Source organism: Enterobacter cloacae complex sp. HYC074_NIDB, from assembly GCF_056673345.1.
This window is the reverse complement of record NZ_CP114214.1, coordinates 1,862,572-1,879,791: the sequence shown is the minus strand read 5'-3', so window position 1 is coordinate 1,879,791 and position 17,220 is coordinate 1,862,572. Positions and strand designations below refer to the sequence as shown.

The following is a 17,220-nucleotide window of genomic DNA, read 5'->3' as shown; positions in this document are numbered from 1 at the left end:
GCATAACGATCGAGGATAATAAAGACATTGCGTATCAGTGATATGCCCCAATACTGTTGGTATATCCCCAAGAGACTCTGACATAGCCATGCCTGAACACTATCGTTTTTCCTTGCCTGTAAAAGCAGGTGACCAACGCCAGCTGGGCGAACTGACAGGCGCGGCCTGCGCCACGCTGGTGGCGGAAATTGCCGAGCGGCATCCAGGGCCGGTGGTGCTGGTTGCCCCGGACATGCAAAACGCCCTGCGCCTGCACGACGAAATTCGTCAGTTCACCGACAGTCTGGTATTCAGCCTGGCCGACTGGGAAACGCTTCCCTACGACAGTTTCTCTCCGCACCAGGAGATCATCTCCTCGCGCCTGTCGACGCTGTATCAGCTCCCCACCATGCAGCGCGGCGTGCTGATTCTGCCGGTGAATACCCTGATGCAGCGTGTCTGCCCGCACAGCTATTTGCACGGCCATGCGCTGGTGATGCAAAAAGGCCAGCGCCTGTCGCGCGATGCCCTGCGCGTGCAGCTGGATGGAGCCGGCTATCGACATGTCGATCAGGTGATGGAGCACGGCGAATACGCGACGCGCGGTGCGCTGCTTGATCTCTATCCGATGGGCAGCGATCAGCCGTACCGTCTGGATTTCTTCGATGATGAGATCGACAGCCTGCGCGTGTTCGACGCCGACACCCAGCGCACGCTGGAGGAAGTGGACTCTATTAATCTGCTGCCCGCCCATGAGTTCCCGACGGATAAAACCGCCATCGAACTGTTCCGCAGCCAGTGGCGCGACAGGTTCGACGTGAAGCGTGATGCCGAACATATCTACCAGCAGGTCAGCAAAGGCACCCTTCCGGCCGGGATCGAGTACTGGCAGCCCCTGTTCTTTAACGAACCGCTGCCGGCGCTGTTCAGCTACTTACCGGCGAATACGCTGATTGTTAACACCGGGGATATCGACGCCAGTGCCAGCCGCTTTGAAAGCGAAACGCGCGCCCGCTTTGAAAACCGGGGCGTTGACCCGATGCGTCCGCTGCTGCCGCCGGAAATGCTGTGGCTGCGTACCGACGAGCTCAACGCCGAGCTGAAACGCTGGCCGCGTATGCAGCTCAAAACCGATTCGCTTGCCGATAAGGCCGCCAACACTAACCTCGCCTTCCGGATGCTGCCTGACCTGGCCGTTCAGGCGCAGCAGAAATCGCCGCTGGATAATCTGCGCAAGTTTCTTGAGTCCTTCACCGGGCCGGTGGTCTTCTCCGTTGAAAGTGAAGGTCGCCGTGAAGCGCTGGGCGAACTGCTGGGAAGGATCAAAGTCGCGCCAAAGCGTATTCTTCGCCTGAGCGAAGCGACCGGAAATGGCCGTTACCTGATGATCGGCGCCGCCGAACACGGATTCATTGATACGCTCAATAACCTGGCGTTGATATGTGAAAGCGACCTGCTGGGCGAGCGCGTCGCGCGCCGTCGTCAGGACAGCCGTCGCACCATCAACCCGGACACCCTGATCCGCAACCTGGCCGAACTGCACCCCGGTCAGCCGATTGTTCACCTGGAACACGGTGTGGGTCGCTATCAGGGGATGACCACCCTCGAAGCAGGTGGCATCAAAGGTGAATACCTGATGCTGACCTACGCTAACGACGCCAAGCTGTATGTTCCGGTGTCGTCCCTGCATCTGATCAGCCGCTACGCCGGGGGCGCGGAAGAGAATGCGCCGCTGCACAAGCTGGGCGGCGATGCCTGGGCGCGTGCACGCCAGAAAGCGGCGGAAAAAGTGCGCGACGTGGCCGCCGAGCTGCTGGATATTTACGCTCAGCGTGCGGCCAAAGAGGGGTATGCGTTTAAGCATGATAAAGAGCAGTACCAGCTGTTCTGCGACAGCTTCCCGTTTGAAACTACGCCGGATCAGGCCCAGGCCATCAACGCCGTGCTGAGCGACATGTGCCAGCCGCTGGCGATGGATCGCTTAGTCTGCGGCGACGTGGGCTTCGGTAAAACCGAGGTGGCGATGCGCGCCGCTTTCCTGGCGGTTGAGAACAACAAGCAGGTGGCGGTGCTGGTGCCGACCACCCTTCTTGCCCAGCAGCACTTCGACAACTTCCGCGACCGCTTCGCCAACTGGCCGGTACGTATCGAAATGTTGTCCCGCTTCCGCAGTGCCAAAGAGCAGACGCAGATCCTGGAACAGGCAAGTGAAGGCAAAATTGATATTCTGATCGGCACTCACAAACTGCTGCAAAGTGACGTGAAGTGGAAAGATCTGGGGCTGCTGATCGTCGACGAAGAGCACCGCTTCGGGGTGCGCCACAAAGAGCGCATCAAAGCGATGCGCGCCAACGTCGATATTCTGACCCTGACCGCAACGCCGATCCCGCGCACCCTGAACATGGCGATGAGCGGCATGCGCGATCTGTCGATAATCGCTACCCCACCGGCGCGCCGTCTGGCGGTGAAAACCTTTGTTCGCGAGTACGACAATCTGGTGGTGCGCGAGGCGATCCTGCGCGAAGTGCTGCGCGGTGGCCAGGTCTATTACCTGTACAACGACGTTGAAAATATTCAGAAAGCCGCCGACAGGCTGGCAGAGCTGGTGCCGGAAGCGCGCATCGCCATTGGTCACGGCCAGATGCGCGAGCGCGAGCTGGAGCGGGTGATGAACGATTTCCACCACCAGCGTTTCAACGTGCTGGTGTGTACCACCATCATTGAGACCGGAATCGACATTCCGACGGCGAACACCATCATCATCGAACGGGCGGATCACTTCGGCCTGGCCCAGCTGCACCAGCTGCGCGGGCGGGTCGGGCGTTCGCACCATCAGGCCTACGCCTGGCTGCTGACGCCGCATCCGAAGGCAATGACCACCGACGCGCAAAAGCGTCTGGAAGCGATCGCCTCGCTGGAAGATCTGGGCGCTGGCTTTGCGCTGGCGACCCACGACCTGGAGATCCGCGGCGCCGGTGAGCTGCTGGGTGAAGACCAGAGCGGCTCCATGGAAACCATCGGTTTCTCGCTGTATATGGAGCTGCTGGAAAATGCCGTCGACGCGCTTAAAGCCGGACGTGAACCGTCTCTGGAAGATCTCACCAGCCAGCAGACCGAAGTGGAACTGCGCATGCCTTCCCTGCTGCCGGATGATTTTATTCCTGACGTGAATACCCGTCTGTCGTTCTACAAACGCATTGCCAGCGCGAAAAGCGAAGGCGAGCTGGAAGAGATCAAAGTCGAACTGATTGACCGTTTTGGGATATTGCCCGATGCGGCGCGCAACCTGCTGGATATTGCCCGCCTGCGTCAGCAGGCGCAGAAGCTGGGCATTCGCAAACTTGAAGGCAATGAGAAAGGCGGTGTAATTGAGTTTGCCGAAAAGAACCACGTCGATCCGATGTGGCTGATTGGCCTCCTGCAAAAACAGCCGCAGCATTTCCGTCTTGATGGCCCTACGCGTCTGAAATTTACTCAGGATCTGACGGAACGTAAAACCCGCATGGACTGGGTGCGTAACTTTATGCGTCAGTTGGAAGAGAACGCCATCGCATAACGGTTTCCCCCGCCAGCGCCCGGCTGGCGGGGGGACAATTTACAAACTCTTTGCACTTCGCCCGATCTTCCCGACTATACATTCGCCATAATTATCATTAACGCCTTATAAAACAATAACCTTATCATTTGTATGGATTATCATAATGATGATTTCTTCGCGTTTTACCCGCTGGTTAACTCTGGTTGCGCTGGCCGCGACGGTTGCCGTCGCGCTCCCTGCTCGCGCCAATACCTGGCCTCTTCCGCCCGCCGGCAGCAACGTCGTAGGTGAAAACCGCTTTCACGTGGTTGAAAACGATGGCGGCTCGCTGGAAGCGATTGCCAAAAAATATAACGTCGGGTTCCTGGCGCTGTTGCAGGCCAACCCGGGCGTAGATCCGTACGTGCCCCGGGCGGGCAGCGTACTGACGATTCCGCTGCAAACCATCCTGCCGGACGCGCCGCGTCAGGGCATTGTGATTAACCTCGCCGAGCTACGTCTGTATTACTACCCGCCGGGCAAGAACGAAGTGACCGTCTACCCTATCGGTATTGGTCAACTCGGGGGCGATACGCTCACACCTACCATGGTCACCACCGTCTCTGATAAGCGCGCTAATCCTACCTGGACCCCGACGGCAAACATTCGCGCCCGTTATAAAGCTCAAGGTATCGACCTGCCCGCCGTGGTACCTGCTGGCCCGGATAATCCGATGGGGCATCATGCAATTCGCCTGGCGGCATATGGTGGGGTTTATCTTCTGCACGGAACGAATGCGGATTTCGGGATCGGGATGCGCGTCAGCTCCGGCTGCATTCGCCTGCGCGATGACGATATCAAAACGCTCTACCGCGTGATCGCCCCTGGCACGAAAGTGAATATCATTAATACGCCGATTAAAGTATCTGAAGAGCCAGGTGGCGTCCATCTGGTTGAGATCCACCAGCCGCTATCGAAAAACATCAATGACGATCCGCAGACGTTGCCGATTAATCTGAATGCCTCGATGGTGAGCTTTAAAACGAATGCCAACACCGATGGCGCAGTGATGGAGCGGGCGATGGAAGCACGTTCGGGGATGCCAACCGATGTTACGCGGCATCATGAGGTTGCTCAGCAGTCAATGTAAAGCAGCAATAACGACAAACGCCCTGCATCAGCAGGGCGTTTTTTATTGCAGTGGCATAACGGAGGGTTGCGTTACGCTTATTTGTAGATAACTGCGGTACCGTGCAGGGTGTTAGGACCGGTCACAGAGGTGATGCGGAATGATTTCGCACCCATTTCGTCAGCTTTTTGCGCCAGCTGATCTTCCAGAGAGCCCAGGTTAGTCCCGGCAGTGGCAGAGATGGTACCGACTTTCTGCTGGTCTGCTGGAGTGGATTGCACTTCAACAGCAGCGAAGCTTGCGAAAGAGAGTGAACTCAGAACGGCGGCAGCGATGAGGGTTTTAACGTTTTTCATGATTTTATACCTTTAGGCAGATGATGTAGTGGTCGTTAGTTATTTAGTTAACGATCGATAGGTAAATGATAGATGTGATCCAGGTCACACGTCAACTCATTTTTATAATGGTCGTTAAATTAATTTCATTTGCCTTATATTTCAAAAAGATAAAATTAAATTATTTTTCAGAAATCACCGCTGGTCGTTGCAGACGTTTATTTTTATAATGACTATTCAACAAAACAACAGAGGACCAACGGCACATGACAACCGATGTCACGCGTTGCGCAAAGAAAAGCCGTGGCCGACCAAAAGTGTTCGACAGGGATGCGGCGCTCGATAAGGCCATGACGCTCTTCTGGCAGCATGGGTATGAAGCCACGTCGCTTTCCGATCTCGTGGAAGCTACGGGTGCTAAAGCCCCTACCCTGTACGCAGAGTTCACCAACAAAGAAGGCTTATTCCGGGCCGTTCTGGACAGATACATCTCGCGCTTCGCGGCAAAACATGAAGCCCAGCTATTCTGTGAAGAAAAAACGGTTGAGCAGGCATTACAGGATTATTTCACGGCAATCGCGACCTGCTATACCAGCAAGGACACGCCTGCGGGGTGTTTTATGATCAACACCTCCGCGACCCTCGCGGCATCGTCTAAAGAGATTGCCAACACGGTCAAATCGCGACATGCGATGCAGGAGGAGACGCTCAGCACGTTTCTGGCTCAGCGTCAGCTGCGCGGCGAAATCCCGGCGCATTGCCGTCCGCAGGAGCTGGCCCAGTATCTGAGCTGTATTTTACAGGGGATGTCCATCAGCGCCCGTGAAGGCGCGACGCTGGAAAAATTGCAGGGGATTACGCACACAACGCTGCGCCTGTGGCCTGAACTTCTTAAACTCTGACGCAAAAAAAAGCTCCTCAGCCTGAGCGCATGAGGAGCTAAGTTCAGAGAACATCTTTTTTACACTTTGTTATTCAGTATCAGCTGACCATTGCTGTCGAGAGGGATCTGCGTACCAGGATCTTTATCCATGCGGATTTTGCCCTGCTGATCGCCAATTTTGTAGGTTACGTCGTAGCCCAACATTTTTTCAGACTTGTCATACACGGTTTTACAGCGCTGCTGCGTTGTGGTGTAGGTATCATTTTCCTGCATCGCGCCCTGCACCTGGTTACCGGCATAACCGCCACCCAACGCACCAACCACCGTCGCGACATCCTTACCACGGCCGCCACCAAACTGATGACCAATAACCCCACCAGCAACCGCGCCCAGCACGGAGCCAGCGATACGGTTTTCATCCTGAACCGGACGACGATGGGTGACAGAAACATTACGGCACTCCTGACGAGGCGTCTTGACCGTCTCTTTGATCGGTGTAGCGGAAACCACCTGCGCATACTGCGGGCCACGATCAAGTACGTTCAGACTGGCAACGGCAGCCACACCTAACGCAGCTGCGACGCCAATCCCTATACCCGCCAACATTGATTTATTCACGGGACTTCCTCCTTTGTTGCAATTGGTAGCAATTTTGCAGCGCAATAAACGCTTCGCCAATAAGATAAAGGATCAAAATCAGGGTTGTTGGCCGGGACAACGTGGGTTTAAGAGAACTCTTAAGCGTCAGGAGGGAAATGCACAGCATGATGTGCTAAGAATTCCCTCCGGAGGGTCCGGAGGGAGAGAGAAATTAGTGCAGCTTCAGGCGTGGACGGATCACGCGGTTGATGCGGCCAACCAGCATCATCAGGCCGGTTTTGAAGTAGCCGTGCAGCGCAATCTGGTGCATACGGTACAGAGAAATGTACACGAAGCGGGCGATGCGCCCTTCCACCATCATGGAGCCGCGCATCAGGTTACCCATCAGGCTGCCCACGGTGGAGAAGTTTGAGAGCGACACCAGAGAGCCGTGGTCTTTGTAGACATAGGCTTTCATCGGTTTGCCTTTTATCTGCGCCAGGATGTTATGCAGCACGAGGCTTGCCATCTGGTGCGCAGCCTGAGCGCGAGGCGGGACAAATCCGCCTTCCGGACGTGCGCAGGAGGCACAGTCGCCGATGGCGAAGATGTCCGGATCGCGCGTGGTTTGCAGCGTCGGCTCTGTCACCAGCTGGTTAATGCGGTTTGTCTCCAGCCCACCGATATCTTTCATGAAATCAGGCGCTTTGATCCCCGCAGCCCAGACCATCAGGTCGGCCTGGATGTACTCGCCGTCTTTGGTATGCAGGCCGCCCTCATCCGCGCTGGTCACCATGGTCTGGGTCAGCACGCGCACGCCCAGTTTAGTCAGCTCGTTGTGCGCCGCGCCGGAAATACGCGGCGGAAGCGCAGGCAGAATGCGTTCACCTGCTTCCACCAGCGTCACATTCAGCGCTTCGTTAGTCAGCCCTTTGTAGCCGTAGCTGTGCAGCTGCTTGACCGCATTGTGCAACTCCGCCGATAATTCAACGCCCGTTGCGCCGCCGCCCACGATAGCAATGTTGACCTTGCCGTTAGCACCCATGTTGTTGGTGTACTTCAGGAACAGGTTAAGCATCTCCTGATGGAAACGACGCGCCTGATGCGGGTTATCCAGGAAGATGCAGTGCTCTTTTACGCCTGGGGTGTTGAAATCATTGGAGGTACTGCCCAGGGCCATCACCAGCGTGTCATAGGCCAGCTTGCGCTCAGGAACCAGCAACTCGCCTTTATCATCACGCAGCTCAGCCAGCGTGATGGTTTTGTTTTCACGATTGATATCCACCACCGAACCCAGCTGGAACTGGAAGTGGTGGTTACGCGCATGCGCCAGATAGCTGAGCGCATCCACGCCCTCATCCAGCGACCCGGTCGCCACTTCGTGCAGTAACGGCTTCCACAGATGGCTGTGGTTACGATCCACCAGCGTGATTTTGGCTTTCTTACCGCGACCCAGTTTCTTACCCAGCTGCGTCGCCAGCTCCAGTCCGCCAGCACCACCGCCGACAATCACTATCTTTTTCAATGGCGTAGTCAACGTGACCCCCTCAAATTATTAACCAATTGTTAATTAAAAGTTATATAAATAACCCTTAATTAACAACAGGTTACTGCGCTGAAACCGTTCAGATTCATTGAGAATAGCACGTCAGGCGCATTGGTCATACCAAAATTGATATGTATCAAGTTTTGATGGTTTAAAAGTAGACAACTCTGACAAAAAAGAGGCCCGGTACGCTTTCACGTACCGAGCCTTTATCAGGTTCAGGGAGATCAGCCCAGCGTTTTAAAGGCTTTAATACGCTGCAAGTGCGGGGAAATGTTTTTGAACTTGTGGGTCTGCTCTTCGTCCCAGACAATTTCGTAGTAATGGTGCAGAAGCTCGGCGGCGCGGGAGCTGTTCAGCGCTTCATCGTTGCGGGAGAGGATCACCAGACACCGATCGCGGTTCTTTTCACGGAAATTGCTCACGCATTTGGTGGCGATGTCGGCGTACTCCTCCGGGCGATCGATTTTGCCTTCCATGTTTTCGTTCGGAAACAGGTTAGGATTAAAAATGACCTGACGGATATCGCACAAAAAACCGATGCGCTCTGCCCAGTATCCTCCTAACCCCACGCCGCAGATCAGCGGGCGATCGTCGATATTGAGCTGCAACATTTTATCCACTTCTTTAAGCAGATGCTGCATGTCATGCTTCGGATGACGTGTGCTGTAACTGATCAGCCGGACATCCGGATCGATAAACTGCAATTGCAGCACTTTCTCATGATTACCAGGACTGTTTGAGTCAAAACCGTGTAAATAGATGATCATCGTCTCACCACGCTACGCCTTCCGGGATGAATTAAAGGGCTGCTTTATGTGCCTGCCAGCGCTCGTTCAGGGCTTCAAGCCGGGCGTTTACCGTTTTCCAGCGCGCCGAGTCCATCAGCTCCTGACGACTAAATGAACCTTTATGATACAATTGTGTAACACGTTCAGCATTGATCGGCGACAGGTTATCCAGCACGCTCAGCGCCCCTTTACGATTATTGCAGACGAGGATCATATCGCAACCCGCATCCAGCGAAGCCTGCCCACGTTCGGCATAGCTACCCATAATCGCCGCCCCTTCCATGGATAAATCGTCAGAGAAAATTACGCCATTGAAGCCTAACTCCTGACGCAGCACGGTTTTAAGCCAGTGTGGAGAGCCGCTGGCCGGACGCGGATCGACCTCACTGTAGATGACGTGCGCAGGCATGATGGCATCCAGCTTGTTATCAGCGATCAGCGAGCGGAAAACCGACATATCTTTAGCGCGAATGTCTGCTTCCGGGCGCGGATCGCGCGGGGTTTCTTTATGGGAATCCGCCGTCACCGCCCCGTGGCCCGGGAAATGTTTGCCGGTGGTTTTCATGCCCGCAGCATGCATACCGTCAATAAAGCGCGTCGCCATTGCCAGCGCAATACGCGGATCGTCATGATACGAACGCTCACCAATTGCCGCGCTAATGTGTCCTACGTCCAGCACCGGGGCGAAGCTGATGTCGATATCCATGGCGATCATCTCGCTGGCCATCAGCCAGCCGGCATCCTGCGCCAGTTGACCGCCCTCTTCGATCCCCAGCAGCGCAGCAAAAGATTGCGCGGCGGGTAAACGGGTAAACCCTTCGCGGAAACGCTGCACACGCCCACCTTCCTGGTCTACGGCCACCACCAGGTGATTGCGCGACGCCGCACGGATCTGGCGAACCAGCTCACGCAACTGCTCCGGATCATGATAATTGCGGGTGAAAAGAATCAGCCCCCCTACCAGCGGATGCGCCAGAATTTCGCGCTCTTCCGCATCCAGCTCAAATCCTTCGACATCCAACATTACTGGACCCACACCAACCTCTCTTATCCTTTCGTTTGTAACTGACGCCAGGCATCATTTGCCAGCGCAATAAATTGTTTGTCACCTGTCTGCTGAAGGCGCATTTCAAACCATCCCGCCATCAGCATCAACACCCACGGACGCCAGCGCGCGACCTGCCGCGCAAGGGTGAGCGCATTGATGTTGGCGTTTCGGGCATAGGCGGTTATCAGCTGCTCGCGCGACGCCTCATCAGGCATCCAGACCGCAGCAAGTTCGAGCGCCACGTCACCGTCTCCGGCATATTCCCAGTCGATAAGTTTCTCGCCTGCCGTGGTATGAACGATATTCCCCGCGTGGACATCCATATGCAGCGGCGCCAGACGTAACGCCTGCGGCTCTCCCGCTTTACGCAACCGCTTAAGCTGCGCCAGCCAGTAGGGCGTGCGTCGTCCAGGCGCAGCCTGCTGCCAGTAGTGATCCAGCAAAGGAAGTAACGTTACCCGCCAGCCCAGACGCGGCTGGCGATGCAGATGATACAGCATGGCTGTCAGCGCAGGCGTATCGGGAAGCTCGCTTTTGATCTCACCCGCAATAAACGCCACCGCCATCCAGTCTCTGATAAAGAGATGAGGTTGTGGCGCAAGGTCGGCGGGCAGGCGCTTCAGGGCGCGGAACTGGCGACGAAAATGGGAGGCAGGCGCGGCGGCATCGTGATGCTGACGTAAAACCAGCCGATGGTCGCCATGCTCAATAATGCAACTCGCGCCGCCAAGCCCGGCGGGGGCTTGCGGCGCGATAACATGGTATTGAGGGAAATAACGCGTCAGGACATCATGACGCGTGCGCTTATTGTTGCGTAACGGCACCTTTACCTGACCAGATAATTTCGCCGGTCTGAACCAGCATTAACTGCATCTGCAACGACGGCGTGTTCACGTTGCCTGTCGCGTTAGAATAAAGGACATACTGCGCGCCAACGTTGCGGGCAATACCAATCGCTTTACTGCGCGAACCCAGGCTGTCCTGAGGCGACAGACCAAGCTGCTGCTTGGCGACCGCGAGCTGCTGAGCAGAGACCAGCGTAAATTTACCGTTGTTTGCCAGCGCGTTGCGCAGGGTTTCCGTCGCTTCTCCCGCATTCAGGGAACCGTTTGTACGGTTGTTCACGCTGTCCACCAGCAGCACGCTGCCGGGCGTAACACCCTGTGCCTGCAACATTTTGCCCACCATCGGCTGCATTGCGCCATTCCAGTCATAGTGGCGTACTCGCGGCGCAGGCTGTGCGGTGTCGTCCGGATGTTCGATCGGGCCAGGCTGCGCCGGAATGGTCGGTACAGACGGCACGGTTGGAACAGGCTGCGCTGGCGTTGTTGGCTGTTCCGTTCCCGGCTTCGCCTGATCCACCGGTGCAGGTTCTTCCGTTCGCGTCACACAACCCGCCAGAAAGAGTGCAAAGGCACTCAGGAGCGCATAACGGCTCATTGTTTTAATCAAGGTTCACTCCTTACAAATAAAGATAAAGTCTCACCTTATGTGCACCCAGATAGCTGGCGCTGCCGTAGAGCGTGACCGACGTTCTTGCCGGGATGGTCACGCTGCGCGGCGCCTCAAGCGGGTGCATCTCAAGACCTCTCACGTCATACCAGTAGAAGCGATAATGCACCGTCACTGGCTCTTGCCTTTCGTTATAGAGCGTAGAAGAGGCTGAAGACTGGATTTCGCTTATGGTCAGCGAAGGCTTCTCCGCCGTGATGCCCGCAGCAAGCACTGAGGACTCCATCACCAGCGTCTGTTCTTCACTGACCGGGATGGCGGGACGCGCGCTGCACCCAACCATTACCAGCGTCACGATCAGCGCTGCAATACGCCCAGTTAACATATTAAAGACCTTTATGTGCCAGCATCGGTCCCAGTGGACGTCCACCCAGCAGATGCATATGAATATGATAGACTTCCTGGCCGCCATGGCGATTACAGTTCATGATCAAACGGTATCCGTCTTCAGCAATCCCTTCCTGCTCAGCGATTTTCGCGGCCACCGTCAGCATACGGCCCAGCGCCACTTCATGCTCGGTTTTAACGTCATTAACGGTCGGGATCAGAATATTGGGAATAATAAGGATGTGCGTCGGCGCCTGGGGAGAAATGTCGCGGAAAGCCGTGACCAGTTCATCCTGATAGACAATATCCGACGGAATTTCGCGGCGGATAATTTTACTGAAAATCGTTTCTTCAGCCATGACCTTTTCCTTTTAAGTTTAATCTGGCGTCGTGCGTCCGTTGTTAACACACATTGTCTGAATTACTGCGTGACACAAGACAAGAGTATGAGCGAGTTTCTCCTGTCCTTTCAACCTTCTCCCGTGATTTCTTTCCTGATTGTCCCCCATCTGGCTGAAGAGGCATCGCTTTAGGACATTTCTTTTCTGAAACCCTATTTCAGTTCATCCCGAAACATCTGTTTACAGCGTTAATCACAATGCGTATATTTCGCATTTGCATTTTCATGCGCATTTTTAACATAGAAAACGACGTCAGCCCGTGCTAGCGGGACTGTCGCGAAATACCTTCACCATTCACTAAGGGTTTGATGATGTCTTTCATTAATCACACCAGGGATGGGCAACGTCAGCCTGCCGCAACACCTTCGTTGCTGGCCGCCTGCATTGCTATGGCATTGACGCCAACCGCCGCTTTCGCTGCTTCAACCACCGAAGATACCGTTGTCGTTGACGGGGGTTTTGACAACACACAGGATCTTTCTGCCAGCCAGGATCAGGATTACAGCGTAAAAACCACCACCACCGGCACCAAACTGTTGCTGGTTCCCCGCGACATCCCGCAGTCCGTCAGCGTTATCAGCCAGCAACGTATGGCTGACCAGAATCTGCAATCCATCGGACAGGTGCTGACGAACACCACGGGCATTACGGCCCAGGTGCAGGACAGCGACCGTACCGTGTTTTACTCACGCGGCTTTTTCGTCAGCAACTACGCCTATGACGACTTGCCAACCTCCATCAGTGAAGTGTGGAACTTTGGTGATACCGCCGCCGATACCGCGATTTATGACCGCATTGAAGTGGTTCGCGGCGCCACCGGCCTGATGTCCGGCACGGGGAACCCGGCGGCGTACGTTAATATGGTGCGTAAGCACGCGGACAGCCCGGAATTTAAAGGTAACGTCTCCGCCAGCTACGGCAGCTGGGACAAGCAGCGCTACGTGCTGGATCTCCAGGCGCCGCTGGTAGAGTCAGGTAAGGTACGGGGTCGTCTGATCACCGGTTATCAGGACAACGACAGCTTCGTGGATAACTACCACTACCGGAAGAAATTCCTCTACGGCGTGATGGACGCGGATGTCACCGACAGCACGACTCTCTCGGTAGGGTATGAGTATCAGGAAAGCCATACCGCCGACCCAACCTGGGGCGGACTGCCGACCTGGTACAGCGACGGAAGTAAGACTAACTACAATCGCAGCCAGACCGTCGCGCCTGACTGGGCCTATTCGGATAAAGACAGCACCCGCATCTTCGCTAACCTGACCCAGCGTTTCGATAATGGCTGGGAAGCACACATCAACGGCATGCATGCTGAAACCAACTTTGACTCTAAGCTGATGTATATGTCCGGCTATCCGGATAAAGAGACCGGCGCGGGCCTGGTGGGTTACGGCGGCTGGAACCGCGGGGAACGTAAACAGGATGCGGTCGACGCCTTCCTGCGCGGCGGCTTCGATCTCTTTGGTCGTCAACATGAAATGATGTTCGGCGGCAGCTTCAGCCGTCAACGTAACCATTACGACAACTCCATGCCGGATGCGGTATACGGCATGGTGGATGTCGGCAACTTTAAGAACTGGAACGGGAACATCGCCGATCCGCAGTGGACGCCGTGGAAACTCTACAGCAAGGATGATATTCGCCAGTCTTCAGCCTATTCTTCGGCTCGTTTCTCGCTGGCCGATCCGCTGCACCTGATCCTGGGCGCGCGCTACACCCAATACAATATTCGTTATAACCCGGCAGGATCGCCGAATACCCGTCTGGAAAGCACCAAAGATGATGTCACGCCGTACGCTGGCCTGGTGTATGACATCAATGAGGACTGGTCGACCTACGTCAGCTATACCTCTATCTTCCAGCCGCAGGATAAGCGCGATGCCAACGGACGTTATCTCGACCCTACCACGGGCAAAAGCTACGAAGCCGGGGTGAAGGCAGACTGGTTTAATACCCGCCTCACCACCTCACTGGCGATTTTCCGCATTGAGCAGGATAACGTCGCCAGCAATACCTACACCTACATGCCGAGCGGTGAGTCGATCTATGAATCGCTGGACGGGGTGGTCAGCAAAGGGGTCGAGTTCGAGCTCAACGGTGCCCTGACCGATAACTGGCAGCTGACCTTCGGCGCGACGCGTTACATCGCAGAAGATAAGAATGGCAACGCCGTCAGCTCCGATCAGCCGCGCACAACCATGAAGCTCTTCACCCGCTATCAGTTGCCAATGCTGCCGGAACTGACCGTGGGCGGTGGCGTAAACTGGCAGAACAAAGTGTGGACGGACGTGGAAGACGGCCCGGCAGGACGTTCCCGCGCGGAGCAAGGCAGCTATGGTCTGGTGAACCTGTTCAGCCGTTATCAGGTCACCAAAGATTTTGCGGTACAGGCTAACGTCAACAACCTGTTCGACAAAGAGTATTACGACTACGTCGGATCGTATGCGGTGTATGGCGCGCCGCTGAACGTCTCGGTGAGCGCGAGCTACGATTTCTGAGTGACAGAAGCCCGGTGGCGCTGCGCTTACCGGGCCTACCCATCACGTAGGCCAGGTAAGGCGCAGCCGCCACCCGGCACCACAAGCCGCAATAATAAAAAAGGCAGCCATTCGGCTGCCTTAGTCTCCCCAGGTCACAGCTTAGTTGTTGCGGATGTACTCATCCATTTCAGTTTTCAGGTTATCGGATTTAGTACCGAAGATTGCCTGAACACCAGAACCTGCAACAACGACGCCCGCTGCGCCCAGTTTTTTCAGACCCGGCTGGTCTACTTTCGCAACGTCGGCAACGCTCACACGCAGACGAGTGATACACGCGTCCAGGTTAGTGATGTTCTCTTTACCGCCGAAAGCAGCTACCAGAGCAGGCGCCATTTCGCTGGTCGCACCGGCTTTGCTGTCTTCCGTTGCATCTTCACGACCCGGCGTTTTCAGGTCCAGTGCTTTGATCAGCACGCGGAAGACGGTGTAGTACACCACTGCGTAGCCTGCACCCACGATTGGGAACAGCCACAGCTTGCTGCTGTTACCGGACAGAACGATGAAGTCGATCAGACCGTGAGAGAAGGACGTACCGTCACGCATACCCAGCAGGATACAGATTGGGAATGCCAGACCTGCCAGTACCGCGTGGATGATGTACAGGATCGGCGCAACGAACATGAAGGAGAACTCGATCGGCTCGGTGATACCGGTCAGGAACGAGGTCAGCGCTGCGGAGATCATGATACCGCCCACTTTTGCACGGTTCTCTGGTTTAGCAGAGTGCCAAATCGCAATTGCGGCAGCTGGCAGACCGTACATTTTGAACAGGAAGCCACCAGACAGTTTACCTGCCGTTGGGTCACCCGCCATGTAGCGTGGGATGTCGCCGTGGAACACCTGGCCTGCTGCGTTGGTGTATTCACCAATCTGCATCTGGAATGGAACGTTCCAGATGTGATGCAGACCAAATGGTACCAGGCAGCGCTCAATGAAGCCGTAGATACCGAACGCCACAACCGGGTTCTGGTAAGCCGCCCACTGAGAGAAGGTCTGGATTGCCGTACCGATTGGTGGCCAGATGAAGGACAGGACAACACCGGTGAAAATCGCGGCCAGACCAGAAATGATCGGCACAAAACGTTTACCCGCGAAGAAGCCCAGATACTCAGGCAGCTTGATGCGATAGAAGCGGTTAAACATGTACGCTGCAATCGCACCGGAGATGATACCACCGAGAACACCGGTGTCTGCCAGGTGCTTAGCGGCAATCTCTTCAGCAGGTAAATGCAGGACCAGCGGCGCAACCACAGCCATGGTTTTCACCATGATGCCGTAAGCAACAACGGACGCCAGAGCGGATACACCGTCGTTATTGGTGAAGCCCAGAGCAACACCGATAGCGAAGATCAGCGGCATGTTAGCAAAAACAGAACCGCCTGCTTCGGCCATCACGTGGGAAACTACGGCTGGCAGCCAGCTGAAGTTTGCAGAACCGACACCCAGCAGGATACCTGCGATAGGCAGTACGGATACTGGCAGCATCAGCGATTTACCGACCTTTTGCAGGTTAGCAAATGCATTCTTAAACATAATTGAGAGTGCTCCTGAGTATTTGTGCTTTTTTTACGTTTTCACGCATTGGCCCGGGGGGAGTACCGCGCCGTGGACAGGACATCTAAGCGCCCTTTATTTATTACACAGAGTAAAATAATTCCCTCTGAGTTTGTTTGACGGCTATCACGTTTCAGTTCAAGACGGCCAAAAAACTTGCAGATATTTACATAAAGCATGTCTGGATGTGTCTAAAAACGCCATCACCGCCCCAAATGAGGCGGTGAACTTTACTCGTTTTACTTATTAATTACGAGCCTAAAAATAACAGGTGTATCAGACAGATTGCAGGCGGGCGGGGTCGATATGGAACAGGCTGGCGAAGTTTTTCGTTGTCACGCGAGCCAGTTCTTCGATACTGACACCTTTCAGAACGGCCATATACTCAGCGACATCCCGGGTCATCGCTGGCTGATTCTCTTTGCCGCGATGAGGCACCGGCGCCAGGTACGGGGAATCGGTTTCCACCAGAATACGATCCAGCGGAACATAGCGCGCCGCACCACGCAGTTGCTCAGCATTGCGGAACGTGACAATCCCCGAGAATGAAATATAAAAGCCTAAATCAAGCAGCTTACCCGCCGTTTCTCTGTCTTCTGTGAAACAGTGTAGTACGCCACCGCAATCCGTCACCTTTTCTTCCCGCAGGATCGCCAGCGTGTCGGCGCGCGCATCGCGGGTATGAACGATAACCGGCTTATTCAGCTCACGGCCAATACGGATGTGGTTGCGGAAGGATTCCTGCTGGCGAGGTTTTGTTTCGGGGGTGTAGAAATAGTCCAGACCGGTCTCGCCCATCGCCACTACGCCCTCTTCTGCGGCAAGACGGCGTAAATCCTCAACGTCGTAAGCTTCATCCTGATTCAGCGGATGCACACCGCAGGAGAAGACTACATTATCGCGCTCGCCTACCAGTTCACGCATGGAGCGGTAACCCGGCAACGTGGTCGCCACGGCCAGGCAAAATTTCACATCGCGCGCGGCGGCTTTCGCCAGCACGTCGTCCACATTTTTATGCAGGGATTGATAATCCAGGCCATCGAGATGGCAGTGTGAGTCGACTAAAAACATAATGT

General features: G+C 55.3%; 15 protein-coding genes. 4 read left to right on the top strand and 11 right to left on the bottom strand.

Annotated features, from left to right (window positions below; all coding sequences use genetic code 11):
• The first annotated feature begins 88 nt into the window (after window positions 1-88).
• Both mfd and ldtC read left to right on the top strand, forming a co-directional pair.
• Complete coding sequence (gene mfd, locus O1724_RS09180) at window positions 89-3,535, top strand: transcription-repair coupling factor (protein ID WP_126296682.1); 3,447 nt, start codon at window positions 89-91, stop codon at window positions 3,533-3,535.
• A 145-nt stretch (window positions 3,536-3,680) separates the two neighbouring features.
• Window positions 3,681-4,646 carry a L,D-transpeptidase LdtC gene (gene ldtC, locus O1724_RS09175; protein ID WP_126296683.1) on the top strand — a complete coding sequence of 322 codons (966 nt, stop codon included), beginning with the start codon at window positions 3,681-3,683 and terminating at the stop codon, window positions 4,644-4,646.
• A gap of 77 nt (window positions 4,647-4,723) precedes the next feature.
• Here the strand turns inward: ldtC and bhsA are convergent, their stop codons facing one another.
• Entirely contained in the window at window positions 4,724-4,981 is a 258-nt protein-coding gene (gene bhsA, locus O1724_RS09170) for a multiple stress resistance protein BhsA (protein WP_006809234.1), read from the bottom strand.
• A 245-nt stretch (window positions 4,982-5,226) separates the two neighbouring features.
• Between bhsA and comR the strand changes: the two genes are divergently transcribed.
• Window positions 5,227-5,862, top strand: a complete 636-nt coding sequence (comR, locus tag O1724_RS09165) for a TetR family copper-responsive transcriptional repressor ComR (RefSeq protein WP_022650790.1) — start codon at window positions 5,227-5,229, stop codon at window positions 5,860-5,862.
• A 59-nt stretch (window positions 5,863-5,921) separates the two neighbouring features.
• On the opposite strand, the gene O1724_RS09160 is transcribed toward comR, so the two are convergent.
• The 8 genes from O1724_RS09160 to hinT form a co-directional block, all read right to left on the bottom strand.
• Window positions 5,922-6,461 carry a glycine zipper 2TM domain-containing protein gene (locus O1724_RS09160; protein WP_017384715.1) on the bottom strand — a complete coding sequence of 180 codons (540 nt, stop codon included), beginning with the start codon at window positions 6,459-6,461 and terminating at the stop codon, window positions 5,922-5,924.
• A gap of 193 nt (window positions 6,462-6,654) precedes the next feature.
• A complete protein-coding gene (locus O1724_RS09155; protein WP_022650789.1) occupies window positions 6,655-7,959 on the bottom strand; it encodes an NAD(P)/FAD-dependent oxidoreductase in 1,305 nt (434 codons plus the stop codon).
• A 236-nt stretch (window positions 7,960-8,195) separates the two neighbouring features.
• A complete protein-coding gene (gene ycfP / locus O1724_RS09150; RefSeq protein ID WP_006809239.1) occupies window positions 8,196-8,738 on the bottom strand; it encodes an alpha/beta hydrolase YcfP in 543 nt (180 codons plus the stop codon).
• Window positions 8,739-8,769: 31 nt separating this feature from the next.
• The gene (gene nagZ, locus O1724_RS09145; RefSeq protein ID WP_126296684.1) at window positions 8,770-9,795 is read right to left on the bottom strand and encodes a beta-N-acetylhexosaminidase; all 1,026 of its coding nucleotides are present in this window, start codon (window positions 9,793-9,795) and stop codon (window positions 8,770-8,772) included.
• Window positions 9,796-9,806: 11 nt separating this feature from the next.
• Window positions 9,807-10,631 (bottom strand): thiamine kinase, encoded by an 825-nt coding sequence (gene thiK, locus O1724_RS09140; protein WP_023315817.1) that lies wholly within the window; start codon window positions 10,629-10,631, stop codon window positions 9,807-9,809.
• Window positions 10,612-11,256 carry a penicillin-binding protein activator LpoB gene (gene lpoB / locus O1724_RS09135; RefSeq protein WP_085929697.1) on the bottom strand — a complete coding sequence of 215 codons (645 nt, stop codon included), beginning with the start codon at window positions 11,254-11,256 and terminating at the stop codon, window positions 10,612-10,614. Before lpoB ends, thiK begins: the two co-directional genes overlap by 20 nt.
• A gap of 13 nt (window positions 11,257-11,269) precedes the next feature.
• Window positions 11,270-11,644, bottom strand: a complete 375-nt coding sequence (locus tag O1724_RS09130; RefSeq protein WP_032658037.1) for a YcfL family putative periplasmic lipoprotein — start codon at window positions 11,642-11,644, stop codon at window positions 11,270-11,272.
• A 1-nt stretch (window position 11,645) separates the two neighbouring features.
• A complete protein-coding gene (hinT, locus tag O1724_RS09125; RefSeq protein ID WP_006809243.1) occupies window positions 11,646-12,005 on the bottom strand; it encodes a purine nucleoside phosphoramidase in 360 nt (119 codons plus the stop codon).
• Between the two features lie 353 nt (window positions 12,006-12,358).
• Here hinT and fhuE point away from each other — a divergent pair, with 353 nt between their 5' ends.
• Entirely contained in the window at window positions 12,359-14,548 is a 2,190-nt protein-coding gene (gene fhuE, locus O1724_RS09120; protein ID WP_414539091.1) for a ferric-rhodotorulic acid/ferric-coprogen receptor FhuE, read from the top strand.
• Window positions 14,549-14,689: 141 nt separating this feature from the next.
• Here fhuE and ptsG read toward each other — a convergent pair whose 3' ends face one another.
• Together ptsG and O1724_RS09110 are read right to left on the bottom strand one after the other, a co-directional pair.
• The gene (gene ptsG / locus O1724_RS09115; protein WP_003857942.1) at window positions 14,690-16,123 is read right to left on the bottom strand and encodes a PTS glucose transporter subunit IIBC; all 1,434 of its coding nucleotides are present in this window, start codon (window positions 16,121-16,123) and stop codon (window positions 14,690-14,692) included.
• Between the two features lie 297 nt (window positions 16,124-16,420).
• On the bottom strand, window positions 16,421-17,215 hold the full coding sequence (locus O1724_RS09110) for a metal-dependent hydrolase (protein ID WP_123060576.1): 795 nt from the start codon (window positions 17,213-17,215) through the stop codon (window positions 16,421-16,423).
• Window positions 17,216-17,220: the final 5 nt, after the last annotated feature.